Here is a 26014-nt window from a genome sequence, read left to right on the forward strand (position 1 = left end):
GGTGTTTGGCGTTGGGGTCGGTGCTGGTATCCATACTGCTGCCTACGCTTTGCGGGCCATTCAGCAGTGCATGCAAGGCCATACGGCCTGAGAGGTCCATGAGGGCGGGCAAGGCGGCGCTGGCGGGACGGTAGGCTGTCCGGGCATTCTCAGGACTGCACGACTGACCGCACAACTCACTGCTCAGATACCAGTTCTGGCCCAGGCCGCTCGCATCACCAGCGCGCAACAGATATTGATAGGCACCTGCATAGACCGGCTCCTTAAGTTTGAAACCATCTTTGCTGGTTTGTGCGGTGGTGCTAGCAATGCCCAGCGCCTCGACCACCAGCAGGCCGTTGCCCGTGGTCTTGCCACCGAGGCCGCCATGGTTGCGGATGGCGATGTTGGTGGTGCCGGTGACAGTACTGCCATCGCGGATAACGATCTTGTCACCCGGCGTATTACCCTGGTCCAGCACCTGGTTGAGCGTGATCAGGCCGCCTTTACCGTCTAGCTTATCTATGCTCAGGGTTTTGGCGGCGAACGCGCCGCCGGGGGCATCAAAGTCGATATGGCCGGTGCCTAAAAGTGTGAGGTTATTGAGGACAGAATTGGCAGTCATTTTCCAGGCGGTTTTAAGTACTGATACGCTATCGCTGCTGCTGCCTGGCTCGAACCTGATCTAGCCTTTCCATATTGAGCCAGCCACAAGATAAGCAGTGCCACCGGATTCGACGGTGAGATCTTCTATAGTCGCTTTATCATCAACATTCAGAGACCCAGACGATTTCACAGTGGTATTCTTCGCAGTACCGCCTGACTCTACATACTGAGCACCGCTGGCTTCTACTGTGGTCTTTTCTGTTAGGCCAAAAACATATTGCGAACTGCGCTGACCCCCCGCAGACTTACCGCGCACCGTAATATTAGTCGCCTTGCCTTTAACGACTTGTATATCACCATTATCAATCACGACATCCTCAGCAGTCTGGTTAGACTCCACTGTAAAAGTGGCCGCCTGGGCCTGCTGAGCACCCAGGTATAACAAGGCTATCAGCAGGCTGGCTGGGGTTAAAAAACGGCTCTGCGAACCCGGAAAAGCATGGGACTGAGCTGGGAGCTTATGGTGATAATGCAGGGATAAACAGCCTGTTGTTTGCAGGGGCTTAGTTGTGTTTTTTGGCATGCCGCTGGCCTTTCCAGATGAAAGCTTGAGAATAAAAATGCAGGTAGTGCGGCATTCTCAAACATCTGGCAGCCATAAAGCTGACAAAAACTGGCGCGTGTTAACGCTTTACTGTTTAACCTTTGAAAGATAAGCGATGAATAATGCGTGCGCCTGTGGCTGACCATCAAGCGCGACTGGTGCCGGGGAGTATTTAATTCGTTGACAGGTTTAGCATCGCATCAGTAGCTGCTGCGACATTGCCGCGGGGGTATCGTGGGCAGATGAGCCAGCCAGCTTAGTTGCTTGCTAAGTGGCTTGCCTGGTTATCAACATTGTTGCCATCACACTCAAAGCACTGGCATGGCAGCCTTTAGCCCTGCAACATACGGCGGTATGAGGTTGCAGCAGCGCGCTGCCGGCAGGGGAACAGCGTTTTTACAACACGCGAAGATTACTGGATGGTGATACGGGCAAATTTGCGTTTACCCACCTGGGCAACCACCACGCTTTTTGCCAATTGCAGGTTTTTATCTTCTACCTTGACGCTATCCAGCTTGACGCCGCCCTGCTGGATGGCACGCATGGCTTCACTGGTGCTTTCAACCAGGCCGGCCTGTTTTAATAACTGGCTGATACCTATGCTTTCACCTTCTATGCTGACGGTGACTTCAGGCACTTCATCCGGGATACCGCCTTTGGCACGGGTCTGGAAATCGTGCAGGGCTTTTTCAGCGGCTGCCTGACCGTGGAAACGCGCTACGATCTCCTGGGCGAAACCAACCTTGATATTGCGCGGGTTTTCGCCTGCCACTACACTGGCTTTCCACTCGGCTATGGTTTCCAGGCTGGCAAAAGACAGCAAGTCGATATAACGCCACATCAGTTCGTCCGAGATAGACATGATCTTGGCAAAAATGCTTTCTGGCGCTTCGCTGATACCGATATAGTTGCCCAGCGATTTGGACATTTTATTGACGCCGTCCAGCCCTTCCAGCAATGGCATCATCAGCACGCATTGTTGCGCCTGGCCAGCCTGCTTTTGCAACTCGCGGCCCATCAGCAGGTTGAATTTCTGGTCGGTGCCGCCCAGCTCCAGGTCTGCTTGCAAGGCGACCGAATCGTAACCCTGCAACAGTGGGTAGAGGAACTCGTGTATGGCGATAGGCTGGTTGCCCTTGAAGCGCTTGGAGAAATCATCACGCTCCAGCATGCGCGCGACGGTGTGGCTGGCCGCCAGTTTGATCATGCCAGCCGCCCCCAGCTCGCTCAACCATTTGGAGTTGAACACGATCTCGGTTTTGGCCGGGTCTAGTATCTTGAATACCTGCTCGGCATAAGTATCGGCATTGATCTTAACCTGCTCTACTGTCAGCGGTGGGCGGGTGGTACTTTTGCCGGTCGGGTCACCTATCATGCCGGTGAAGTCACCGATCAGGAACAATATCTGGTGACCCAGCTCTTGCAGCTGACGCAATTTATTGATCAGCACGGTGTGGCCAAGGTGCAGGTCAGGCGCGGTGGGGTCAAAGCCAGCCTTGATACGCAAGGGTTTGCCGGTTTTGAGTTTTTCGATCAGTTCCTGCTCTATCAGCAACTCATCGGCACCGCGCTTGATTATGGCGAGGGCCTTACTGATTTCCGGCGTAATTTCCGGGCTGATCGCTGCAGCAGTGGGTTTTGCGTCTGTCATAAATACAATTCTGTCATGCCGTAGCGCCTGGTCGGCAGGCCACAGCCGTGGTTAAATTTAAAGCGGCTATTTTAACGTAATCTGCTGCTTTACTGTAGGCATATCCCTGCGCGGTGTTACCATATCGGGCTATGAGCTCCCAGTCTTTCAACCCCGCCAGCCGTTATTTTATCGGCATTATGTCAGGCACCAGCCTGGATGGTGTCGATGCGGCACTGGTCACACACACCGGCGATACGCTGCAACAGATAGATCAGGCATTTGTGCCGTACCCGGCTGCAGTCAAACAGGGCTTGCTCGATTTGCATCAGGCGGCCACGAATGAATTGCATGCAGCAGCCATCATGGCCAATACCCTGGCCGGACTTTACGCAGAGGCGGTGCAAAAAATCTTGCAGCAAAGCGGTTTAACGGCAGCTGCAATCACCGCCATAGGCTGCCATGGTCAAACCATACGCCACTGCCCTGACCTGCCTGACGGGCAGGCCTATACCTTGCAGATCGGCAACCATGCCCGGCTGGCCGAACTGACACAGATCGCTGTCATAGGCGATTTCCGTAGCCGCGATATTGCGGCAGGCGGCCAGGGCGCGCCATTGGTGCCGGCGTTTCACCAGGCGGTATTTGCCAGTGCTTCTAGCAATCGCGCCATTATCAATATAGGCGGCATTGCCAATGTCTCGTGGCTACCGGTCAGCGGCCAGGTGACTGGCTTTGATTCTGGCCCCGGCAATATGCTGCTCGATCAATGGACTCAACAGCACACCGGCCAGGCTTATGATGCCAATGGTGGCTGGTCGGCCAGCGGCCAGGTGAATGAGGCCTTGCTGCAAGCCATGCTGGCTGAACCTTATTTGGCACTGGCGGCGCCCAAAAGTACCGGGCGCGATCTGTTCAACCAGCAATGGCTGGCAAAGCATTTACAGGGCATAGTTGACCAGCCGCAGAATATCGCCCGCAGCCTGCTGGAGCTGACAGCGGTCAGCATCGCCGATGCCATCGCCCGCTTTTGCCCTAATACCGATGAAGCCTATGTCTGCGGTGGTGGCGCGCACAATGGTTTGTTAATGAGCCGTTTATCAGCACTGCTGGGCTGCCCGGTTGAGCGCACCGACAAACTGGGGGTGGATGCAGACTGGGTAGAGGCGGTTGCCTTTGCCTGGCTGGCACAACGCTGTGTAGATGGTTTGAGCGGCAACCTGCCGGCAGTCACCGGCGCACATGGGCCACGCGTGCTCGGTGCGATCTACCCCGCATAAGCGCATTTTTTATCGGCTTGTTTTTCACCCATGCAGTGCCCATGCACCATGCCCGGGTTTTAAACTGGTGCATGTTTTTGTGGCATTTTCTGTGTTTTCACTGACTATCTCCCGGCAAGTGCGCTTTTTAAGAGTTGATTGCGTATAATTTAGCCTTAACCCCGTCTATCTATTTTGAGCATGTCATGGCAACCAAAGCGACCATTTCTTTTGACAACGACACCCCGGCGATCGAACTCCCTATCCTGAAAGGCTCCTTAGGCACCGATGTCATAGACATCCGCAGCCTGGGCAAACATGGGATCTTCACTTATGACCCCGGGTTTATGTCTACGGCGGCGTGTGATTCAGGCATTACGTTTATCGACGGCGAAGAAGGCCTGTTGTACTACCGCGGCTACCCTATCGAAACCCTGGCAGAAAACTGCGACTTCCTCGAAGTCTCACATTTATTGCTGCATGGTGAATTGCCGAATGCCACTCAGAGTGAAGAGTTTGGCCGCGCCATACGCAAAAACAGCATGTTGCACGACCAGATGAGCAATGTGTTCCGCGGTTTCAGGCGTGACGCTCACCCTATGGCGGTCATGATCGCCGTGGTGGGCGCGATGGCTGCGTTTTACCCGGATAACAATGATGTGACCAACCCTGAATCACGCAAGCGCGCAGCGATGCGCCTGCTGGCCAAGGTACCCACCATTGCTGCCTGGAGCTATAAATATAATATGGGCCAGCCGTTCATGTACCCGAAGAACGATTTGGGCTACGCTGAAAATTTCATGCACATGATGTTTGCCACGCCGTGTGAAGAATACGTGCCTAACCCTATCCTGGCGCGTGCATTTGAGCGGATTTTGATCCTGCATGCAGATCACGAGCAGAATGCCTCGACCTCAACGGTGCGCCTGGTAGGTTCTAGCGGTGCAAACCCGTTTGCCTGTATCGCTGCCGGTATCGCCTCGCTGTGGGGCCCTTCGCATGGCGGCGCTAACGAAGCCACACTGAACATGCTGGAAGAGATGGGCGACATCAGCCGCATAGGTGAATTCATCAATCGCGCCAAGGATAAAACCGACAGCTTCCGCCTGATGGGTTTTGGTCACCGCATCTACCGCAATATGGACCCGCGTGCCTCTATCATGCGCAAGACCTGCCACGAAGTGTTGAATGAACTGGGCTTGCAGGATGACCCTATGTTTAAACTGGCGATGGAACTGGAGAAGATCGCTCTGGAAGACGAATATTTCGTCTCGCGCAAACTCTACCCTAACGTCGATTTTTACAGCGGCATCGTTATGCGCGCCATGGGCATACCCAACTCCATGTTCACGGCCATTTTTGCGCTGGCGCGTACCGCAGGCTGGATCTCGCAATGGTGCGAGATGAATGCCGACCCGGAACAGAAGATAGGCCGCCCACGCCAGCTTTATGTCGGCGAAACGCGCCGGGAATTCGTACCACTGCATCAACGCTGATTTCAGCGTAGCCTGAAAACAAAACGCCGGCATTGCCGGCGCTTACCAGTAAAAAAAGCCGGTCTATGACCGGCTTTTTTATGTGAACTCAGTTTAAACCGAGAACGAGCTGCCGCAACCGCAGGTGGTGGTGGCATTCGGGTTACGGATGACAAACTGCGACCCTTGCAGGCTGTCGGTGTAATCGATTTCAGCACCAGCCAGGTATTGCAGGCTCATAGGGTCTATCAGCAAGGTGACGCCATCTTTATCCACTTGCGTATCGTCTTCATTCACTGCTTCTTCAAAGGTGAATCCGTACTGGAAACCTGAACATCCACCGCCGCTGACGAACACGCGCAGTTTCAGGTCTGGCGTGCCTTCTTCATCGATCAGTTCTTTTACCTTTTTAGCGGCATTATCGGTAAATACCAACGGTGTTGGCATTTCAATATCAATCATAGCTTCTGCGGTCATCATAGACTCCTGTCAAACTTTCAAAACCAATATGGCGGCGAAATCCTGGATTTCAAGTCAGTTCGGGCACAGTCACTTCAGGTGGCTGTTCGCCAACATAGATCAACTTGCCTTCTATCACCGCGCCTGTGTGCATTTCAAGTGATTTGTAATATAAATCACCCACAATTCTTGCCTTGCTTTGCAACTCAATAAACACCGAGGCTTTCACCGGCCCGCGTATCAATCCGTTCAAAACCACTTTAGAGGCTTCGACCGCGCCGGTAATGGCACCGTTCTCACTAATGATCAAAGTACTCGGATGCTCACGCTTTTCAATCACATTGCCTGCGATCTGGCCATCCACACGCAAACCACCGGCAAAGTGCATATTGCCATGTATCTGGGTGTCATGACCGACTAAGGTATCAATATGGCTATCGATATGAACGCTTTTTTTGAAAAACATAGCACTTCCTAACTTTTATTGCTGCTAACGCTTGCACAAGCTCATATCATGCACGCATTCAGCGCTTGGTTATTTTCTTGTAAAACACCAATTCTTCTTTCAGTTTGATGTTTTCATCCTGCTGCGCGGTCAGCGTTTTTGCCAGGTTGTTGCTGGTTGCCAGTTCTACTTGCAACTCACGCTGCGATGCAATTAATTTTTTCTGTAGTTCAATATTTTCAGAGGTGACCTGGCTTAAGCGCTGGCGCACATATTCACTATTATCATCATGCAGCGCCCAGTAGGCCAAAGCAAAACCAAGTAGCAGGTTGATGACGGCCAGCGAGCCCTGAAAATACCACGGCCGGTGTGAGCGCACCGCAACTTGCTTGGCCGTTAATCCAAAATGGTTTCTGAGTCTTCTGCGTATGGGTCTTATCATTATGGCAATAATGGCAATACTTGCAAACCGGTATCTGCTGCCAGGCCGAACATCAGGTTCATATTCTGCACCGCTTGGCCTGAAGCACCTTTGACCAGGTTATCTTGCACCACAACGATTGTGACATAATCACCCGCCTGTGGATATAAAGCCATCCGCAAAACATTGGAGCCACGGACTGACCTTGTTTCTGGCAGCGCACCTGCGGGCATCACATCAACAAAATAGTCATGCTGGTAGCGTTGCTCATACACTTGTTGTAATGACTGTTTGCTGCCGGCAGCGTTCAGTTTTACATGCAGGGTGGTCAACATACCGCGTATCATCGGGATCAGATGTGGCACAAAGATTAAATTGACTGCGGCATCGCCTGAGAGTTTCTTCAATTGTGCAAGAATCTCAGGGTGATGGCGGTGCCCTGCCACGCCATAGGCTTTGAGGTTGTCACTGGCTTCGGAGAACAAGGTGCTGACTTCGGCTTTTCTGCCAGCGCCGGATACGCCGGATTTGGCATCGGCAATGATAGGCACGGAGTAATCTATCCAGCCGTTTTCCAGCAATGGTGCCAGACCCAGCAACACTGTGGTCGGGTAACAGCCGGGGTTGCCTATGACTTGTGCCTGCGCCACCTGGTCGCCATATAGTTCTGTGAGGCCGTAGACGGCCTGCTGCAGAATATCGGTACAGCTATGCGGCAGTTTGTACCATTTTTCAAATTCCGCCGCGTCTTGCAGGCGGAAATCCGCCGCCAGATCAATGACTTTGACACCGGCGGCGACCAATGCAGGTGCCTGGCTCATGGCCACACCATGCGGCGTGGCAAAAAATACCACATCACACTGGGTTAAATCGATAGTGGCCGGATCACTGAAGGCCAGGTCGACCACGCCACGCAAGCTTGGAAACATATCGGCCACTGGCAAGCCAGCTTCGCCGCGCGAAGTGATCACCTGCAATTGCACCTGCGGGTGCCTTGCCAGCAACCGCAACAATTCGACACCGGTATATCCGGTACCACCTACAATGCCGACTTTGATTTTTTCCATAGCTTTCAACCTGGCTCGCGATTTATCCAGCAACTTGCTGTTATGCACAAAAGGTAAAACAATAAATGAAAAAGGCCGCCAATGCGACCTTTTTGCACAACTCTCTTTGTAACAAACGTGAAATTAACGTTTGGAGAACTGCTTCCGACGACGCGCTTTGCGCAGGCCGACTTTTTTACGTTCTACTTCACGTGCGTCACGGGTAACGAAACCAGCGTGAGACAGGGCGCTCTTCAAAGCGGTATCGTAGTCTATCAGTGCGCGGGTGATACCGTGACGAACTGCACCAGCCTGACCGGATTCACCACCACCATGCACGTTGACCAGAATGTCAAAAGTACCGGTGTTGTTAGTTAATTCCAGCGGTTGACGCAGAATCATGCGAGAAGTCTCGCGTGAGAAATAAACGTCAACTGGCTTGTCGTTTACTACGATGTTGCCGCTACCGGACTTCAGGAACACACGTGCCACGGAGCTTTTGCGGCGGCCTGTGCCATAGTTGTATTTACCGATCATGCTTTATCCTAATCGTCTTATATTAGATGGTTAATGTTTGCGGTTGCTGAGCAATGTGCTCATGCTTGTCACCAGCATACACTTTCATTTTCTTGATCATGGCATAGCCCAATGGACCTTTTGGTAACATGCCTTTAACCGCTTTCTCCAGCGCGCGACCTGGGAAACGGTCTTGCATTTTGGAGAATGTAGTGGTGGTGATACCACCTGGGTAACCGGAGTGACGGTGATACAACTTGCCACCAGCCTTGTTACCAGTTACTTTAATCTTGTCCGCATTGACGACAACGATGTAGTCACCAGTGTCTACGTGAGGTGTGTAAATAGCTTTATGCTTGCCGCGCAGACGATGGGCAATAGCACTGGCCAGACGACCCAAGACCAAATCGGTGGCGTCGATCACGAACCAATCACGTTGAACTTCATGCGATTTTGCTGAAAATGTTTTCATTTTATAACTACCAAGTTATAGCGTGTAAATTAAGAGGGCGGATTATAAGCCAGCTTGAGAAAGCTTGTCAACGAATTAATCCGAAAAAAGAAACGATCTTAGCCAGTGGAATGCAATCACTATGGCAAGCATTGACGCCCGCTGCTTTTTCTCGTGTCAATTATGCAAATTAAGCGAAATAACACAGGTTTACTGGCCTATGCCCCTTGATATTGTGGGGTTTTATGCGGCTAAGTGTTATATTAGGCCATTCATTAAGTTTCTACGCAAGCTTGAATTTAAAAAACAATTATTCGTATCATGCTTTTTAGCAACCGCAGGCGCAAACAGAGTGGACGCTTCGCAGCCATTTCCCGGTTGCGACAGATTGCTTTACTGCCAGCATTATTTCTTTTTGCTTTTGCACAACCAGCAACTGCCGCCGAGTTCAAAACCTTCAGCATAGAATCTGCGCCCGGCCAGCCTTTTCTGGCACAACTGGCGATAGATCACGCACACCCCAATACCGATATCAGCTGCTTCAGCCTGCAACAGACTGCGTCCAGCCACCCTATACAGCTGGAATACACTACTTTAGGCAGCCAGCAAGGCGTGCTTATGTTGTGGTCGGATACTGCGATTGCAGGCCCGCTGACATTGACACTGACTGATAGCTGCCTGCATCACAGCCAGACATTCACCATACAGGCGGATAACACTGTGACTAGCCCGGCGCCGCCAATGACTAATCAAGTAGTCACGACTCAAGCTGCACCTGCAATCACCGCCCAGGCCGCACCGGTTGCTACGCCTGCGCAGCCAGCCATAGCGGCTGAAGCAGACGCAGCCAGCGAGACCATTCCGGCAGACGCCTACAATGCTTTGCAGCAACAGATCGCTGCCTTGCAAACAGACTTTAAGCAATTGCAGAAACAATCGGACGTCCTTTACGCTAACAATCTGGCTCAGGCCAGCATTTTAACCACCCTGAAGCAGCAACTGACCCAGCTGCAGAACGAAAACCATTTATTACGCACCCTGGTGTTGACCTTGAGCCTGGCACTGATCATCACCGGCTATTTCTTTGCTGACTGGCTAAGACGTCATGCGGCGGTGCCTAAAACCACTAAAGTACGCGAGCAAGAAAAAACACAGGGCAGCCACACAAAAACCGGCCATAGCCAGCCAGTGCAAGCCCAGCCGGCGTCAGCAGCAGGCATGGCGGCCAGTCATCAGCCGCCAGTCACGCAATCACCTTACCAGGCCGCGCCTGTCAGGCTGCAAGCGGTGCCCTTGCATGCCAATGACGATATCGTCTCCCCGGCCAGTGCCCCGCAAAGGATCAGCTCACAGCAAACCACCAATGCAGTGATGCAGGATGCCTCGCGCCTGTTTACACATGGCCGCATCAATCAGGCGATCGAACATTTGCAGCAGCACCTGGCCAGGCACCCGAAATGTTCGCCGTGGATGTGGCTATATTTACTCGACCTGCTATCCAAGGAAGGCAAGCAGCAGGAGTTCGATATTGCCGCCGGCGATTGCAAAAAGCATTTCAACCTCAGCATAGAGCGCAACCCCGACTTTAAACAGCAGGGCATAGAGTCTTATCCGCGCGTCATGAAGGCTTTGCAACAGACCTGGGGTACGCCGCAAGTGATCGCATTGATCGATGACCTGGTTTACAACACGCGACTGGTGCCGCGTATGGGCTTTGAGCGCAGTATCTTTGAAGAGTTGATGATGTTGAAAGAGATCGCCTGCCAGACACAGAACCTGCCCGCAACGCCGCCTGCAATGGCGCCCGCTGCTGACGCAGACAGCATGCAGGATAATCTGCGCGAACTGCAAAAATTGTCAGGCGATATTTATGTGCTGGCGCCGGTAGACCAGACGCCTTTCCAGTACTGGACCGATTTTACCTTTGAGCTGGATGAGCCTTCGACCTTGCGTAAATCAGCTTAAGTAAAAAGCCAGCGCCAGGCCGGCAGTTAAAGCCGCCCCTATCCAGACATTCTCCAGAAACGCTTTAAAGCATAGCCCGGGGTCACGCGTGCGAACCAGTTGGTATTGGCGCAGTATCAACAGCGCTGCCAGCCCCCAGCCTGCCCAGAACGGCCACCCCAGGCCAAGCGCAACTGCCAGCCCGGCCATGATAGCGAGCATGACCACGAAACAGGCCATGATAGCCAGCACATCCCAGCGCCCGAAAGTGATGGCTGAAGAGCGGATCCCGACCTTGAGGTCATCCGCTCTATCGACCATGGCATAGGCGGTGTCATAGGCGACCGACCAGCTCACATTGGCCAGCAACAGCCACCACGCCAGCGCAGGCACCTGCCCTTGCAGGGCGACGAATGTCATGGGGATACCAAAGCCGAACGCCACGCCCAGATACGCTTGAGGAATGGCTAAAAAGCGTTTGGTATAAGGGTAGCTGATAGCGAGGAACAAGGCCGGTACCGACCAGGCCACCACTTGCCAGCCCAGCGTGCACACCAGCATAAAGGCGAGCAGGGCCAGGCCCATGGCCACCAGGTAGGCCTCTTGCACCGATATCTCGCCGGTGGCCAGCGGCCGCAAGCGCGTGCGCGCTACCGCGCCATCCCAATGACGGTCGGCAATATCGTTGAGTGCGCACCCTGCCGAACGCATCAGCACCGTGCCCAACACAAACACCAGCAGCACATGCAGGTCTGGCCTGCCTTGCCCGGCGATCAGCAGCCCCCACAAGGTAGGCCACATCAACAGCCAGATGCCTATAGGCTTATCCAGCCGGGTCAAGCGATAGTATGCATTCCATTTTGCCAGTGACAACATAGTGTTTATTCAGTCACATTCATAAAGTGCCGGCCTGCCTGGCAGAGCCAGGTAAAAAGACTTCTGTCACCAGCAGGTGATGCTGTTGCAGGCAGAATAATGAGCGCCGCGCCCACAATGGCTGGCGTGGCAGCAATGGCAGATGTTTGGCCACCGTTTTATACAAGGCATGCGCAGGAGAAAGTTTGCGGAAATGCAACACGCCACGCTCTACGGCGGGGTTGGCAAACAAGGCGGCCCCCAGCGGCAAGCGGCCCATCTTGCGCAGGCCATACCATGCGCCGCGCAGGTCCTTACGCGCGATCACGCTGTGCGCGAATACGCGCGGCTGGCCATCGCCCATCAGCCACACTTCACGCACCCAGGCCTGTGTGCCCATGGCTAACTGCAGCAACAGCCTTTCGTCTAAATTCGGCTTGCACCAGGCTTCACGCACTAACTGCACAGAAAAGTCGGCATATTGGCGCTTGAGGCGTGCGGTGAGTGAGCCACGCTCTTGCAGCCAGGGGCGCAAGGCATGCTGGGCAGTCGGTGTAGCCTGCCAGCCAGCGTCATCGCAATAGTGCACGCGTTGCATGCCAGTCACTGTTGCGGCAGTTTGAAGGTTTTAGGCAGCCACACCCACAGCTGCCCTTGCTGACGCATGGCCCCGGCCAGCTTGCCGGCAGGCTCACCCTCTCCCCAGTAGATATCCGCGCGCACGCCACCCTTGATGGCGCCACCGGTGTCCTGTGCCAGCATCAGTTGCTGCAAAGGCGTTTCGGAGTTGGGGTATGGTTGCGTGGTCGCCATGAACACAGGCGCGCCCAGCGGGATATAAAACGGATCGACAGCGATACTGCGCGCCGCAGTTAACGGCACGCCTAGCGCACCCAACGGGCCGGACAAGCCGGCAGGCAATAATTTAAAAAACACATAACTGGGGTTGGCATTCAGCAAGCCCTGCAACTGCTCGGGATGTTGCTGGCCCCAGTTTTTGATGCCTTGCATGGAAGCTTCACTGGCAGTCAGCTCGCCTCTTTCGACCAGCAATTTACCGATAGACTGGTAGGGATGGCCATTCTGGTCAGCATAGCCGACCGGCACCCGCTCGCCGTTCTCCAGCTCGACGATACCTGAGCCCTGCACTTGCAGGAAGAAGGCTTCTACTGCGTCATTCACCCACAGCAGCTCATTACCCAGCAAGGGCGACTGCAACTGATCGATCTCGCTACGTGTGTAATAAGGCACCAATGTCTGCCCCTGCACACGTCCGCGCACACGTTTGTATTTAAGGTCAGGGAACAGGTTAGACAGATTTACCGTGATCAGGTCGCCAGGCACCTTGTACAGCGGCACCGGGAAACGCTCACTGGCAGCCCTGGCCCCTTTTAGCACCGGCTGGTAATAGCCGGTGATCAGGCCCTGTGCTGCGCCATCTACCTGCTGGGTGGTGTAGACATTGAAATACTGCTGCCAGTAGGCCTGGATGGCGCTGGCATCATCGGCCTTTACTGTTTGTGCTGCGCTGCACACCGCTTGCCAGTCAGGCTTTTTCTTCAAGCCCTGGCAGCTTTGCAACCAGGCGCTCCAGCTGGCCAGCCAGTTTTCATTTTCCAGGCCGGGAATCGCGGACCAGCTGGCTGCATTCAACAAAGCATAAGGCTGGGTGGGTGGCTGACGACTGGCTGTATCGCTCTTTTCAGGTGCCACAGTGACGCTGTCCGGCGCTTTGGGCGCTGATTTTTTTGGTGGCAGCGGTGCAGCAGACTGGCAACTCGCCAGCAGCAGTACACCAGCGAGCAGCCCTAACTGACTGAGTCTGAACATAGGCTTGGCCACTGCGCCGGCCAGCCGTGTTGCAGCAATAAACTTTTTAACTGATTGCACTTGTTCAATAATTCCGCTTTTACCTAAATACGTTTTAACCTGATTCAGTTTTTTAAATAAGTCCGACTGGATATTTGCAGCCTTAATGCAAGCCCGCTGCCTGATGCAGCCAAAAAGTCGGGATGTCTACCTCGAACCAGTGGCCATCGATCGCCACCATCTGATAAGTCCCATACATTTCGCCGCTGGGGGTACTGAACATCACGCTGCTGGTATATTTGTATTCGGCATCCGGCGCCAGTAAAGGCTGCTCACCGATCACGCCCAGGCCTTTGACTTCACGCACTTGCTGCATGGCGTCGGTGATCACCCAGTGGCGGCTGATTAATTGAGCCGCAGTAGTGCCGGTGTTGCGGATAGTCACGGTATATGCATAGACATATTGCCCTGCTTCCGGAGAAGATTGGTCCTGAAGATACTCGGTGACTACCGATACCTCGCATGCATATAAGCCGCTATCTGTCACATTTACCCTATCATGCCTGTCGTAGGTGAACTGGGGCTGGCAGAATAAAGTTTTTTCGCCATCCGCCCCGCTAAAAATGATTCGCGCCCAGCCTCAACCGCTTTTTTCATGGCGCTGGCCATCAACACCGGGTCACGCGCTGCCGCGATCGCCGTATTCATCAACACACCGGCACAGCCTAGTTCCATGGCAATGGCGGCATCTGAAGCGCAGCCGACACCGGCATCCACCAGCACAGGAATATTGGCGCTCTCGATAATGATCTGCAAGTTCCAAGGGTTGAGTATGCCCATGCCGGAGCCTATCAGTGAAGCCAGCGGCATCACTGCCACACAGCCTATGTCTTCCAGCTGTTTGGCGATGATAGGATCATCGGAGGTGTAGACCATGACTTCGAATCCTTCTTTCACCAGGGTTTTGGCAGCTGCCAGGGTCTCTGTCACGTTGGGGTATAAAGTATTCGGGTCACCCAGCACTTCCAGTTTGACCAGTTTATGGTCATCCAGCAGTTCGCGCGCCAGGCGCAAAGTGCGTACGGCGTCATCTGCACTATAACACCCGGCGGTGTTGGGCAAATAAGTAAATTCGGCTGGCGGCAGATAATCCAGCAGCGAAGGCTCGTTGGCATGCTGGCCGATATTGGTACGCCGGATGGCGACTGTGATGATTTCGGCACCACTGGCATCAATGGCCGCGCGCGTTTCCGCAAAATCTTTATATTTACCGGTCCCCACCAACAGGCGGGATTGGTAACTGTTACCGGCGATCACCAGTGCATCACTCATGTTATGTATTCTCTAAAATTGATAGGATAGGCAAAGCAGGGCTTTGGTTGCAGCCGGCCCGGCTTAACCGCCGCCGACTGCGCCTACGATTTCCAGCTTGTCATCGCCTTGCAGCTGCACGGCCGGGAACTGGCTGCGGGGCACGATATCACCATTACGCTCAATCGCTATGCGTTTTCCTGTCAACTGCATATGTTCAACCAGCGCCAGCACTGTCATAGACTCCGATGGCAGCTGCATGGCATTACCATTCACAAAAATTTGCATCCCACTCTTCATTTCTCATAGTTTCAGCCGTTATTTTACGAAATATTGACGCATTTGGCTTTTAGTTTTTCAGCGCTGCTGGTGTTGTCATCCGATCGCCGCGGTTGCGCGTTGAAATCATACAAACATGGCACCATGTTTGCTTTGATGTTGTAGCGGCGCAAATACAGCATCAGAATTGGACCAAATTGGGCACTTTACGCTTTAAGTCTTTGCTCGATCAGGAACTTTTTGTTAATTTTGTCGCCACAGACACGACGAACACAATTCGTCATGTTTCACTGGAAATATTGAATCCCAAAAGGAAAAATTGAAATGCAAATAGTAGAGTCTTACCAAGCAGCTTCGTCTATCCATTTTTTAACTGACGAAATTTACTCCCCAAGCTTGAATACTGCCGCGGCTGATGCGCTTGCTTCAAATGCATCCATCAAGGCGCAACAGCATTTAAAAGCAATTACTGAGTTACATCGCTTTCTGGAATCCAGTTGCGATTGCGTTTAACGCTTTAAAACAGCTTGATCCCTGACCCATATTGGGTCACCTTTTATAAGCAGCACGCAGTCTAAGCATTTACATAGTGCGCTAGCACTGTTTCGCTTTTTTTTGCAGGCAGGCTTTATAAAACAAAAAAGATGGCAATCAGCCATCTTTTTATTTTTGTACCTTTCCAACTGCGCAGATGCCAGACTGGCACCTGCACCTCACGCCTAGCCTTATTCGATAGACAATTCTGGTCTACCTTTTTCTGGCCAGTCCAGGTGGAAGAATTGACCACGCGGATGATCCTTGCGCTCATAAGTATGCGCACCGAAGAAGTCACGCTGACCTTGCAGCAAGTTAGCAGGCAGGTCGGCACTTCTGTAACCATCGTAGTAAGCCAACGCTGCAGCAAACCCTTGCGCCGGAATACCATTAGTCACCGCCAGCGCGATCACTTTACGCCAGCCAGCCTGGCCTTCATTCATGGCATTGGTAAAGTACGGGTCCAGCATCAGGTTCTTCAGGCGTGAATTCAAGGCGTAGGCATCGGTGATCTTTTGCAGGAAGCGCGCACGGATGATACAACCGCCACGCCAGATCTGCGCCAGTTCGCCGAAGTTGAGTTTCCAGTTATAAGCCACTTGTGCTTTGTCGATCAGCTGGAAGCCTTGTGCATAAGCGCAGATCTTGGAGCAATACAGCGCGTTCTTGATCGCTTCAATAATGGCTGGCTTGTCGGTTTCCTTGACGATCTCCGGCCCTTTCAGAATACGGCTGGCTTCTACACGCTCTTCTTTCAGGCTGGATAGCGCACGTGCGTACACGGCAGCGGCGATGGCATTGGCCGGGGCGCCCAGTTCGAGAGCGTTGGCTGCGGTCCACTGGCCAGTACCTTTCTGGCCTGCGGTATCCAGGATATTGTCGACCAGGAAGCCTTTGCCGCCCGGGTCTCTTTGTTGCAGGATATCTGCCGTGATCTCGATCAGGAAGCTGGACAGCTCGCCTTTGTTCCACTCGGCGAATACTTTACCGATCTCATCGGCTGGCATGCCCAGCAGGTTCTTCATCAACCAATAGGCTTCGCAGATCAGCTGCATATCGATGTACTCGATACCGTTATGCACCATTTTCACATAATGGCCGGCACCGTCAGGGCCTATATATTCGGCACAGGAGAAGCCACCTTGCACCGGCTTGCCTGGCTCGCCACCTTCCAGCGGCGTACCGGTCACCGGGTCTACCTTGGCGGCTATATCACGCCAGATCGGTTCCAGGCTTGACCAGGCCTTACGCGTGCCGGATGGCATCAGTGAAGGGCCAAAACGGGCACCGGTCTCACCACCGGAGACACCGGAACCGATAAATTCTATGCCTTTGGCAGCCAGTTCTTTTTCGCGGCGTATGGTATCTGTCCACAAGGCGTTGCCACCATCAATAATAATGTCGCCGTGCTCGAGGAAAGGCAGCAAAGCGTTAATAGTCACGTCCGTAGCGCTGCCAGCTTTAACCAGCAATACGATCTTACGGGGGCGTTTGATGCTCAACACGAAAGAAGCCAGGTCAGCGTGACCAACCACACGCTCGTGTGAAGGCTCTTTGGCTTTGCATTCTTCGATGAAATTCAGCATTTTTTTGGGGTCACGGTTATAGACCGCAATGGTGTAGCCGTGATCAGCAATGTTTAACGCCAGGTTTTGGCCCATCACTGCCAATCCTACCAATCCAATATCCGCATTTTTTGTAGTCATAATTATTGTCTCTAAATAAATGGTTAATTTAGTTGAAAAAAAAGCACAGGCTTTTGGCCTATGCTTGGACTAGATGACATATTGAACGTTCAACGATTGTTTTAACTGCAGACCGTTCAACATATACATACTAAGTTTTCGGTTTCAAATTATTTCAGCGCATTACCGAGCAAGTGCAGCGCCAGCTGGTAACCGATGCCCGCCACTTGCGCATCGTATCTTTCACCTTCATCGCGCATAAAGGCATGTTGTCCGTTCACTTCATGCCAGGTGTAATTCAAGCCAGGTATGTTGGCAAAGCGGTTATATAACTCGGCACGCTTATCGCCAGGGATATGCGGGTCCTGCTTGCCCCAGATCATCAGCAACTCACCTTTGATCTCGTTGACACGCTCCATACTGTGCTGGCCGGGCTGATTAGGAATAAGATTAGTATGTAGGTCGGTAGCGTAGAAGCAAGCGGTCGCTTTCACTTCTGGCTGCAAAGCGGCACGGAAAGCCAAATGACCACCGATACAGAAACCGGCGGCGCCCAACTTGCCGCTATACCATGGCTGAGCATTCAGAAACTCAATCATGGCACGGTTATCGGTGTCGTAAGACTGCACGTCTTTTGCAAACTTGTCAGCGTTACCCTTATCGCGGCCGGCGTCATCGTAACCGAGCACGGTACCGATAGGGTTCAGCTCATGAAACACTTCCGGCACTAACACCGCATAACCATGGCTGGCTAAAAACCGCGCCGCACGTTCGATAGGGCCGGTCTGCTGGAAGATTTCCGAGTAAAACAAAACCGCAGGCACTTTACCATCCTGCTTGGGACGGTGCACATAAGTGCGCATCACCCCGGTCGGCGTGTCCAGATCAACGATTTCGCTTGTAATCAGCATAACTATCCTTCAGCAATCAAAAATATCGGCTATTCTAGCGCTGTTTTGCTGCGTTTTCACTGTTATTCATCACCAGCGGCAGAATTTTTTGCATTTCACCGGTTTAAATGCGCTTAAGTCTTTGCCCGGTAAAATGTCACCAGCGTAAACGTCATAAGGAGTCAGCATGCGTACCCTGCTACATGGCTTGATCACACTACTACTGGTTTTATCTGTGCACACAGCGTTAGCCGAACCTGACCGTGAACTGGTCTACCGTTTAAAAGCCTCGGTGGTGAAAGTGCATGTCATCACGCAAAGTGGTGGCCATGGCGTAGGCACTGGCGTGGTGGTGGCCAAGGACATGATAGCCACTAATTGCCACGTATTAGCCAACAGCAATGGCATCAGCATTTCAAAATTCGGTGAAAGTATCAGCCCGGTGGCACTGGTCGCCGACTGGGCGCACGACGCCTGCCTGCTCAAATTCCAGTACCTGGAGCTGGCACCGGTCAAACTCGCCTCGGCGGCTTCGCTGCATTATGGTGACGAGGTGTTCAGCATAGGCTTTCCCGGCGGGCCACCCAAGCCACAAACCATTGCTGGCAAGGTGCGGGCGCTTTACCCTTTTGATGGCAGCACCATGGTGCGCTCGGATGCAGCATTCATCATGGGCTCCAGCGGCAGCCCGACCTTTAACCAGGCCGGTGAGCTGGTCTCGCTCAGCACCTTTAAAAGCCCGGGCAAGCAGGCCTATTTTTACAGCATCCCGGTCGAGTGGGTGCAGGCCTTGATGCAGCAGGACAGAACCTCTAGCCCTGCGCCGGATGCAACACCGTTCTGGGACCTGCCGCCGCAAGCACGTCCCTTCTGGATGCAAGTGGTGCAACCCTACCAGAACAGCGACTGGCCAGCGCTGGAGGCCATAGCCCGCGGCTGGTTGCAGCAGCAGCCAGCATCGGCAGAAGCTTATTTCTACCTGGCCAGCGCCCTGCATGGGCAAGGGCAGCTGGCGCAAGCACAGCAGGCTTACCAGCAGGCACTGGCCTTGCAGCCCGCCCATATTGATGCCTGGACCGGGCTGGCCATCCTGGCCCGGCAACTTAACCAGACTGCCCTGCTCGCTGATGCTCAGGCGCACATCAGGCAACTGGACCCGCAGGCATATGCCGACCTGGAACAGCGCCTGCAGGAAACGCACTGATGCCTACATGCAACGAAGCCACTGAGGCGCCATCGCCCGCATGCATGACCGCACATGCCTCTGTTAGAATAGCGTTTTTGATGTTTTGACTCACTAGGCTTATGACTTCTCGCAATCAGCAACTGTTTGACCTATCCCAAAAACTGATCCCCGGCGGGGTGAACTCGCCGGTACGCGCTTTCCGTAGCGTGGGCGGCACACCGATCTTCTTTAAAAAAGGGCTGGGTTCCAGGTTATGGGACGCAGACGGCAAGGAATACATAGACTACATCAACTCCTGGGGGCCTATGATTTTGGGTCACGCCCACCCGGAAGTGGTGGCAGCGGTGCAGCAAGCTGCCGCAAACAGCCTGAGTTTTGGTGCCCCCACCGGCCTGGAGCTGGAAATGGCCGAGCTGATCAACCAGCTGGTGCCCAGCATGGAACAGGTGCGCCTGGTCAGCAGCGGCACCGAAGCGACCATGAGCGCCATCCGCGTGGCGCGCGGCTACACCAAACGCAACAAGATCATCAAGTTTGAAGGTTGTTATCACGGCCATGCCGATGCGCTGCTGGTAAAAGCCGGTTCAGGATTGCTGACTTTCGGCGAACCAAGCTCGGCCGGGGTGCCGGCAGAAGTGGCCGCCCACACCCTGACGCTGGATTACAATAACGTGCAGATGCTGCAAGACACTTTTTCCAGCATTGGTGATGAGATCGCCTGCGTGATCCTGGAGCCTGTGGTTGGCAATATGAATTTAATCGTGCCGCAGCAGGAATTTTTGCAGACCCTGCGCAGCCTGTGTACGCAACATGGCACGGTGCTGATCTTTGATGAAGTGATGACCGGCTTCCGCGTCGCACTTGGCGGTGCACAAGCGCTGTATGGCATCACCCCGGACATGACAACGCTGGGTAAAGTGATAGGCGGCGGTTTGCCGGTAGGCGCTTTTGGTGGCCGCAAAGACATCATGAGCGTACTGGCACCGCTGGGTGCGGTGTATCAGGCAGGCACCTTGTCCGGCAACCCGGTGGCGGTCAGCGCCGGCCTCACCACATTAAAACTGGTGCAAGCCCCTGGCTTTTACGAAAAACTGACCGCACAGACCAGCAAGCTGATGGATGGGCTAAAAGCCGCCGCGCAAAACAGTGGCATTGCCTTTAATGCACAAAGCGTGGGCGGCATGTTTGGCCTGTATTTTAGCCACAACATTCCTGCCAGCTATGCTGAAATGCTGCAAACCGATAAAACCGCGTTTAACAGCTTTTTCCATAGCATGCTGGATAGCGGCATTTACCTGGGCCCATCTGCGTTTGAAGCCGGTTTTGTCTCGGCCGCCCATACCGATGCCGATATCGCGGCCACCGTAGCAGCGGCAGAAAAAGCATTTGCTGCGCTGCAAGCGTAACCAGCCAGCTAAAACTGCAATTTAGCCTGACGCTTTAAAACAGCACCAACACCGGCCCCGCCTGCTAAAACACGCGGGGCTGTTTATTTTTGCACCCCCGATTGCGCCTGATCATCAGGTAGATATGAAGCAGCCGATTGCGATAACAACGCGATAGCCGTTCTTTTCGCAACGCCTTCCCTGAACTCGTGCCATAAACTTCAATTAACCCACACCTAAACGGCACTGGTATACAGCTGGCATATCCTTGCCTACCAGGCGCTGGCCAGCCTGAATTTGAGCATTCAGTTTCATTCAAATACAGCCGACTTTGATACGCAATAAGCAACAAATGAAAATCATTCTCAATTGTGCAGTAAAAAAGTTACTCTCCGTTATTTAACGCAGGCTAAACGATTGAAATTGCTAAACTTTAACGGTATCATTGAAGGTTCCTCCAAATGTTTTGTAAGTGAAGAATCTGGCAATGGATATGCAGTCCGACAACAACCTGATGAGTGCTTCTCAAGATACCGCAACCGCTCTGGACAACCAGCTCGGTTTAGCCCCGCAATCGCAGGGTTTATACGACAGACGCCATGAAAAAGATAGCTGTGGCGTGGGCTTTGTTGCCCATATTAAAGGCCAGAAGAGCCACGACATTGTTGCCAAAGGCCTGCAACTGCTCGACAACCTGACCCACCGCGGTGCCACCGGTTACGACCCAAAACTGGGCGACGGTGCCGGCTTGCTGATGCAAATGCCAGACACCTTTATGCGTGAAGAAGCCGCATCGCTGGGCATGACATTGCCTGCCGCCGGCCAATACGCTGTTGGCCAGGCATTTTTGCCGCAACAGGCAGAAAACCGCGCCAGGTGCGAAGCCATTTTTGCGCAGATCATCGCTGAAGAGAACCAGACCCTGCTGGGCTGGCGCGATGTACCGGTAGACAACAGCAATATCGCCGACGCTGCGCGTGCGGTCGAGCCGGTGATGCGCCAGGTATTTATTGCCAGCACCACCGCTGACAGCAATACTTTTGAGCGCAAATGTTTTGTTATCCGCAAGCGCATAGAGCATGCGATCCGCATGCTTAACCTGCAGGATAATGCACAGTTTTACATGCCTTCATTCTCCTCACGCACCATCGTCTACAAAGGCATGTTGCTGGCGAATGAAGTCGGTGTTTATTACAAAGACCTGAAAGACGCACGTGTGGTGTCTGCCCTGGCACTGGTACACCAGCGCTTTTCTACCAACACCTTCCCTGCCTGGGATCTGGCCCACCCATTCCGCATGATCGCGCACAACGGTGAAATCAACACCGTGCAAGGCAACGTCAACTGGATGACTGCCAGGCACGAGACCATCAAGTCTACCGTGCTCGGTGAAGACCTGGAAAAACTGTGGCCGCTGATCGTTGAGGGCCAGTCTGACTCAGCCTGTTTCGACAACTGTCTGGAATTGCTGGTGGCTGGCGGTTACAGCCTGCCACACGCCATGATGATGCTGATCCCGGAAGCCTGGAACAACAATCCGCTGATGGACGAAGATCGTCGCGCTTTCTACGAATATCACGCCGCCATCATGGAGCCATGGGATGGCCCGGCGGCGGTAGCATTTACCGATGGCAAGATGATAGGTGCCACGCTGGACCGTAACGGTTTGCGTCCGGCGCGCTACCTGGTGACCGAAGATGACATCGTCATGATGGCATCTGAAATGGGTGTGATCACCTTCCCGCAAGAAAAAATCGTCAAGAAATGGCGCTTGCAGCCAGGCAAAATGTTGCTGATAGACATGGAGCAAGGCCGCATCATCGATGACGAAGAAGTGAAAAAAGAACTGGCGCAGGCCAAGCCTTACCGCCAGTGGATAGAACAGACGCGTTTCCATCTGTCTGAACTGCCTGCGGCAGGCACAGGTGAAGTCACCCTGCAAGCCGACCTGCTGGACACTCAGCAAGCGTTTGGCTACTCGCAGGAAGACCTGAAATTCGTGCTGCAACCTATGCTGGATAACGGCGAAGAAGGCGCAGGCTCCATGGGTAATGACGCGGCTTTGCCGGTGTTGTCCAACAAGGCCAAGACCCTGTACAACTATTTCAAGCAGTTGTTTGCCCAGGTCACCAACCCGCCGATTGACCCTATCCGTGAAGAATTGGTGATGTCACTGGTCACCTTTATCGGGCCCAAGCCTAACCTGCTCGGCATAGATGAGACCGATCCGCCACTGCGCCTGGAAAGCAGCCAGCCGGTGATCAGCCTGGATGGCCTGGAAAAACTCAAAAACATTGCCAGCCTGACTCAGGGCCAGTTCAAGTCCATAGTACTCGACCTGACCTATGATGCCGCGTTGGGCAAAGCCGGTATGAAACAGGCGCTGGACCTGTTGCATGACCAGGCCGAAAAAGCCGTGCATGACGGTTATAACGTACTGATATTGTCTGACCGCAACGTCTCTGCCGCACGCGTGGCTATCCCTGCCCTGCTGGCCTGTTCGGCGACGCATGAGTTCCTGGTCAAAGCCGGTTTGCGCACCAGCACCGGCCTGGTGATAGATACCGGCTCAGCGCGTGAGGTGCACCACTTTGCCTTGCTGGCAGGTTACGGCGCTGAAGCGGTCTGCCCATGGCTGGTATACGAAACCATGAAGACCCTGACCAGCGATGTTGAAAAAGCTGGCAAAAACTTTGTTAAAGCGATCGGCAAAGGCTTGTATAAAGTCATGTCCAAAATGGGCATTTCTACTTACCAGTCCTACTGTGGCGCGCAGATCTTTGAAGCGATAGGCCTCAACAGCCAGTTCGTGAATGACTACTTCACCGGCACTGTTAGCCAGATCGAAGGCATAGGCCTGGATCAGGTGGCTGAAGAAACCATGCGCATGCATGACCAGGCATTCGGCAACGACCCTACCTTGTTGAACGCGCTGGAAGCAGGCGGTGAATACGCTTTCCGTGTGCGTGGTGAAGAGCATCTGTGGACACCGCAATCGATCAGCAAATTGCAAAGCGCCACCCGTACCGGCCAGTACGATACCTATAAAGAATATGCTGCCCTGATCAACGACCAGAGCCGTCGCCATATGACCTTGCGCGGCCTGTTCGAAATCAAGCCAGCCGGAGCCGCGATCCCGCTGGATCAGGTCGAGCCGGCCAAAGAGATCGTCAAACGCTTTGCATCCGGCGCCATGTCGCTGGGTTCTATCTCTACCGAAGCCCATGCCACGCTGGCAGTCGCCATGAACCGTATTGGCGGCAAATCAAACACTGGCGAGGGTGGTGAAGACGTTAAACGCTTTATCCCGGTGCAAGTGGATACCAGCATCGCCAACGTGCTGGGCAGCGAACTGATAGAAGCCGATGTACCGCTCAAAGCCGGTGATTCGCTGCGTTCACGCATCAAGCAAGTGGCCTCCGGCCGCTTTGGTGTGACCGCTGAATACCTGAGCAGCGCTGACCAGATCCAGATCAAGATGGCACAAGGTGCCAAGCCGGGTGAAGGCGGCCAGCTGCCAGGGCATAAAGTTTCGCCATACATCGCGAAACTGCGTTTCTCTGTGCCTGGCGTAGGCTTGATCTCGCCACCACCGCACCATGATATTTATTCGATCGAAGATCTGGCACAGCTGATTCATGACCTTAAAAACGCCAATCCGCAAGCGTCTATCTCTGTGAAACTGGTGTCAGAAACCGGCATAGGTACGGTAGCGGCAGGGGTGGCAAAAGCCAAATCTGACCATATCGTGGTTGCCGGCCATGACGGCGGCACCGGCGCTTCGCCGCTTTCGTCTGTCAAACACGCAGGTACGCCGTGGGAGCTAGGTCTGGCTGAAACACAGCAGACCCTGGTGCTCAACCAGTTGCGTGGCCGTATCGTATTACAGGTCGACGGCCAGATGAAAACCGGCCGTGACGTGCTGATAGGCGCCTTGCTGGGTGCGGATGAGTTTGGTTTTGCCACCGCACCGCTAGTGGTCGAAGGCTGTATCATGATGCGCAAGTGCCATCTGAACACCTGCCCGGTAGGCGTGGCGACACAAGACCCGGAACTGCGCAAGAAATTCACCGGCCAGCCTGAACACGTAGTGAACTACTTCTTCTTTGTGGCAGAAGAGTTACGCGAGTTGATGGCCAGCATAGGCATTGCCAAGGTCGATGACCTGATAGGCCGTGCTGACTTGCTGGATATGAAAGCCGGTATCGAACACTGGAAGATCAATGGCCTGGATTTCAGCAAGATATTCCACCTGCCAGACATGCCAGCCAGCGTTTCGCGCAAAAACAATGACATTCAGGATCACGGCATTGCCAAAGCCCTGGATAACCAGCTGATAGCGTTGTCGCAAGCAGCACTGGAAAAAGGTGAAAAAGTCACCCTGGACCTGCCTATCATGAACACCAACCGTACTGCGGGCACAATGCTGTCGCATGAAGTTGCGCGCCGTTACGGCAATGATGGCCTGCCTCACGGCACCATACACGTTAATTTCACCGGCACTTCAGGTCAGAGCTTTGCTGCTTTCCTGGCCAAAGGCATCACCTTTGAGCTGACCGGCGAAGGCAACGACTATGTGGGTAAAGGTTTGTGTGGTGGCCGTATCATCATCAAACCGCCAACCACTTTCCGTGGCTTGTCTTATGAGAACATCATCGTCGGTAATACCGTGATGTACGGCGCGACCACCGGCCAGAGTTTCTTCAGTGGCGTGGCGGGCGAGCGCTTCTGCGTACGTAACTCCGGCGCGACCGCCATCGTTGAAGGCGTGGGCAACCACGGTTGCGAATACATGACTGGCGGCACCGTGCTGGTACTGGGTCAAACCGGCCAGAACTTTGCAGCCGGCATGAGTGGCGGCATCGCCTACATTTATGATATCGATGGCCAGTTCGCCAAACGCTGCAACATGAGCATGGTGTCACTGGAAAAAGTCGAAGCGGCCGAGGCCGACGTCGGTAAAGTACAGCACATGGGTCAGCCTGATGAAGTACTGCTGAAAGTCTTGATCGAGCAGCATGCAGCGCTGACCGGCAGTCCACGCGCCAAAGATATCCTGGCTGACTGGCCTGCTGCACGCGCGAAATTCGTCAAGGTGTTCCCTAACGAATATAAACGCGTACTGACCGAAATGGCTGCAGCCTCTGCCAAACAAGCCGCTTAATCATTTTTGTTTATTGAATACCCCGCGCACGCGCGGGGCCTAGTTAAGGTTGCGCCTGAGTGGCGTGATAGGGAAGAGATA

24 protein-coding genes are annotated in these 26014 nt (G+C 53.7%); 7 read left to right on the top strand and 17 right to left on the bottom strand.

Features of this window, described 5'->3' with window-relative positions:
- The 3 genes from ACFQ1Z_RS14210 to tyrS form a co-directional block, all read right to left on the bottom strand.
- The coding region (locus ACFQ1Z_RS14210; RefSeq protein WP_379058926.1) for a pertactin-like passenger domain-containing protein at positions 1-604 on the bottom strand (604 nt) is incomplete at its 3' end.
- 60 nt (positions 605-664) lie between these two features.
- On the bottom strand, positions 665-1168 hold the full coding sequence (locus tag ACFQ1Z_RS14215) for a hypothetical protein (protein ID WP_379058928.1): 504 nt from the start codon (positions 1166-1168) through the stop codon (positions 665-667).
- Positions 1169-1601: 433 nt separating this feature from the next.
- A complete protein-coding gene (tyrS, locus tag ACFQ1Z_RS14220; protein ID WP_379058931.1) occupies positions 1602-2840 on the bottom strand; it encodes a tyrosine--tRNA ligase in 1239 nt (412 codons plus the stop codon).
- Positions 2841-2971: 131 nt separating this feature from the next.
- Here tyrS and ACFQ1Z_RS14225 point away from each other — a divergent pair, with 131 nt between their 5' ends.
- Both ACFQ1Z_RS14225 and gltA read left to right on the top strand, forming a co-directional pair.
- Positions 2972-4099, top strand: a complete 1128-nt coding sequence (locus ACFQ1Z_RS14225; RefSeq protein ID WP_379058934.1) for an anhydro-N-acetylmuramic acid kinase — start codon at positions 2972-2974, stop codon at positions 4097-4099.
- A gap of 185 nt (positions 4100-4284) precedes the next feature.
- Positions 4285-5574 carry a citrate synthase gene (gene gltA / locus ACFQ1Z_RS14230; RefSeq protein WP_379058937.1) on the top strand — a complete coding sequence of 430 codons (1290 nt, stop codon included), beginning with the start codon at positions 4285-4287 and terminating at the stop codon, positions 5572-5574.
- 93 nt (positions 5575-5667) lie between these two features.
- Here the strand turns inward: gltA and erpA are convergent, their stop codons facing one another.
- From erpA to rplM, 6 genes are all read right to left on the bottom strand, one after another.
- Positions 5668-6030 carry an iron-sulfur cluster insertion protein ErpA gene (erpA, locus tag ACFQ1Z_RS14235; protein ID WP_379058939.1) on the bottom strand — a complete coding sequence of 121 codons (363 nt, stop codon included), beginning with the start codon at positions 6028-6030 and terminating at the stop codon, positions 5668-5670.
- Positions 6031-6082: 52 nt separating this feature from the next.
- Positions 6083-6478 (bottom strand): bactofilin family protein, encoded by a 396-nt coding sequence (locus ACFQ1Z_RS14240; protein ID WP_379058942.1) that lies wholly within the window; start codon positions 6476-6478, stop codon positions 6083-6085.
- A 58-nt stretch (positions 6479-6536) separates the two neighbouring features.
- Positions 6537-6899 carry a hypothetical protein gene (locus tag ACFQ1Z_RS14245; protein ID WP_379058944.1) on the bottom strand — a complete coding sequence of 121 codons (363 nt, stop codon included), beginning with the start codon at positions 6897-6899 and terminating at the stop codon, positions 6537-6539.
- The gene (gene argC / locus ACFQ1Z_RS14250) at positions 6899-7945 is read right to left on the bottom strand and encodes an N-acetyl-gamma-glutamyl-phosphate reductase (protein ID WP_379058947.1); all 1047 of its coding nucleotides are present in this window, start codon (positions 7943-7945) and stop codon (positions 6899-6901) included. The genes ACFQ1Z_RS14245 and argC overlap by 1 nt, the downstream gene beginning before the upstream one ends.
- 123 nt (positions 7946-8068) lie before the next feature.
- The gene (gene rpsI / locus ACFQ1Z_RS14255) at positions 8069-8461 is read right to left on the bottom strand and encodes a 30S ribosomal protein S9 (RefSeq protein WP_379034087.1); all 393 of its coding nucleotides are present in this window, start codon (positions 8459-8461) and stop codon (positions 8069-8071) included.
- 22 nt (positions 8462-8483) lie between these two features.
- Positions 8484-8912, bottom strand: a complete 429-nt coding sequence (gene rplM / locus ACFQ1Z_RS14260) for a 50S ribosomal protein L13 (RefSeq protein ID WP_055828872.1) — start codon at positions 8910-8912, stop codon at positions 8484-8486.
- A 357-nt stretch (positions 8913-9269) separates the two neighbouring features.
- On the opposite strand from rplM, the gene ACFQ1Z_RS14265 reads away from it, so the two are divergent.
- A complete protein-coding gene (locus ACFQ1Z_RS14265) occupies positions 9270-10856 on the top strand; it encodes a hypothetical protein (protein ID WP_379058950.1) in 1587 nt (528 codons plus the stop codon).
- Here the strand turns inward: ACFQ1Z_RS14265 and ubiA are convergent.
- From ubiA to thiS, 6 genes are all read right to left on the bottom strand, one after another.
- Positions 10848-11711, bottom strand: a complete 864-nt coding sequence (ubiA, locus tag ACFQ1Z_RS14270) for a 4-hydroxybenzoate octaprenyltransferase (protein WP_379058953.1) — start codon at positions 11709-11711, stop codon at positions 10848-10850. The genes ACFQ1Z_RS14265 and ubiA overlap by 9 nt on opposite strands.
- Positions 11712-11730: 19 nt before the next feature.
- The gene (locus ACFQ1Z_RS14275; RefSeq protein WP_379058955.1) at positions 11731-12288 is read right to left on the bottom strand and encodes a chorismate--pyruvate lyase family protein; all 558 of its coding nucleotides are present in this window, start codon (positions 12286-12288) and stop codon (positions 11731-11733) included.
- A gap of 5 nt (positions 12289-12293) precedes the next feature.
- Positions 12294-13520 (bottom strand): murein transglycosylase A, encoded by a 1227-nt coding sequence (mltA, locus tag ACFQ1Z_RS14280; protein ID WP_379059073.1) that lies wholly within the window; start codon positions 13518-13520, stop codon positions 12294-12296.
- Positions 13521-13662: 142 nt separating this feature from the next.
- On the bottom strand, positions 13663-14046 hold the full coding sequence (gene apaG / locus ACFQ1Z_RS14285) for a Co2+/Mg2+ efflux protein ApaG (protein WP_379058957.1): 384 nt from the start codon (positions 14044-14046) through the stop codon (positions 13663-13665).
- A gap of 2 nt (positions 14047-14048) precedes the next feature.
- Positions 14049-14831 (bottom strand): thiazole synthase, encoded by a 783-nt coding sequence (locus tag ACFQ1Z_RS14290; protein ID WP_379058960.1) that lies wholly within the window; start codon positions 14829-14831, stop codon positions 14049-14051.
- A gap of 63 nt (positions 14832-14894) precedes the next feature.
- Positions 14895-15098 (bottom strand): sulfur carrier protein ThiS, encoded by a 204-nt coding sequence (thiS, locus tag ACFQ1Z_RS14295; protein ID WP_379058962.1) that lies wholly within the window; start codon positions 15096-15098, stop codon positions 14895-14897.
- Between the two features lie 315 nt (positions 15099-15413).
- Here thiS and ACFQ1Z_RS14300 point away from each other — a divergent pair, with 315 nt between their 5' ends.
- Positions 15414-15602, top strand: coding sequence for a hypothetical protein (locus ACFQ1Z_RS14300; protein WP_379058965.1), 189 nt, complete (start codon positions 15414-15416; stop codon positions 15600-15602).
- Positions 15603-15814: 212 nt separating this feature from the next.
- On the opposite strand, the gene gndA is transcribed toward ACFQ1Z_RS14300, so the two are convergent.
- On the bottom strand, positions 15815-17329 hold the full coding sequence (gene gndA / locus ACFQ1Z_RS14305; protein ID WP_379058968.1) for an NADP-dependent phosphogluconate dehydrogenase: 1515 nt from the start codon (positions 17327-17329) through the stop codon (positions 15815-15817).
- Between the two features lie 149 nt (positions 17330-17478).
- Positions 17479-18219, bottom strand: a complete 741-nt coding sequence (locus ACFQ1Z_RS14310; protein ID WP_379058971.1) for a dienelactone hydrolase family protein — start codon at positions 18217-18219, stop codon at positions 17479-17481.
- A 166-nt stretch (positions 18220-18385) separates the two neighbouring features.
- Here ACFQ1Z_RS14310 and ACFQ1Z_RS14315 point away from each other — a divergent pair, with 166 nt between their 5' ends.
- The 3 genes from ACFQ1Z_RS14315 to gltB all read left to right on the top strand — a co-directional run bounded on the left by ACFQ1Z_RS14315 (position 18386) and on the right by gltB (position 25933).
- Entirely contained in the window at positions 18386-19402 is a 1017-nt protein-coding gene (locus ACFQ1Z_RS14315; RefSeq protein WP_379058974.1) for a S1 family peptidase, read from the top strand.
- A gap of 101 nt (positions 19403-19503) precedes the next feature.
- Positions 19504-20790 carry a glutamate-1-semialdehyde 2,1-aminomutase gene (gene hemL / locus ACFQ1Z_RS14320; RefSeq protein WP_379058977.1) on the top strand — a complete coding sequence of 429 codons (1287 nt, stop codon included), beginning with the start codon at positions 19504-19506 and terminating at the stop codon, positions 20788-20790.
- Between the two features lie 493 nt (positions 20791-21283).
- Positions 21284-25933: a glutamate synthase large subunit gene (gene gltB / locus ACFQ1Z_RS14325; protein WP_379059075.1), complete on the top strand. Its 4650-nt coding sequence runs from the start codon at positions 21284-21286 to the stop codon at positions 25931-25933.
- Positions 25934-26014 lie beyond the last annotated feature (81 nt).

The organism is Methylophilus luteus (assembly GCF_042676265.1).
GTDB lineage: Bacteria > Pseudomonadota > Gammaproteobacteria > Burkholderiales > Methylophilaceae > Methylophilus > Methylophilus luteus.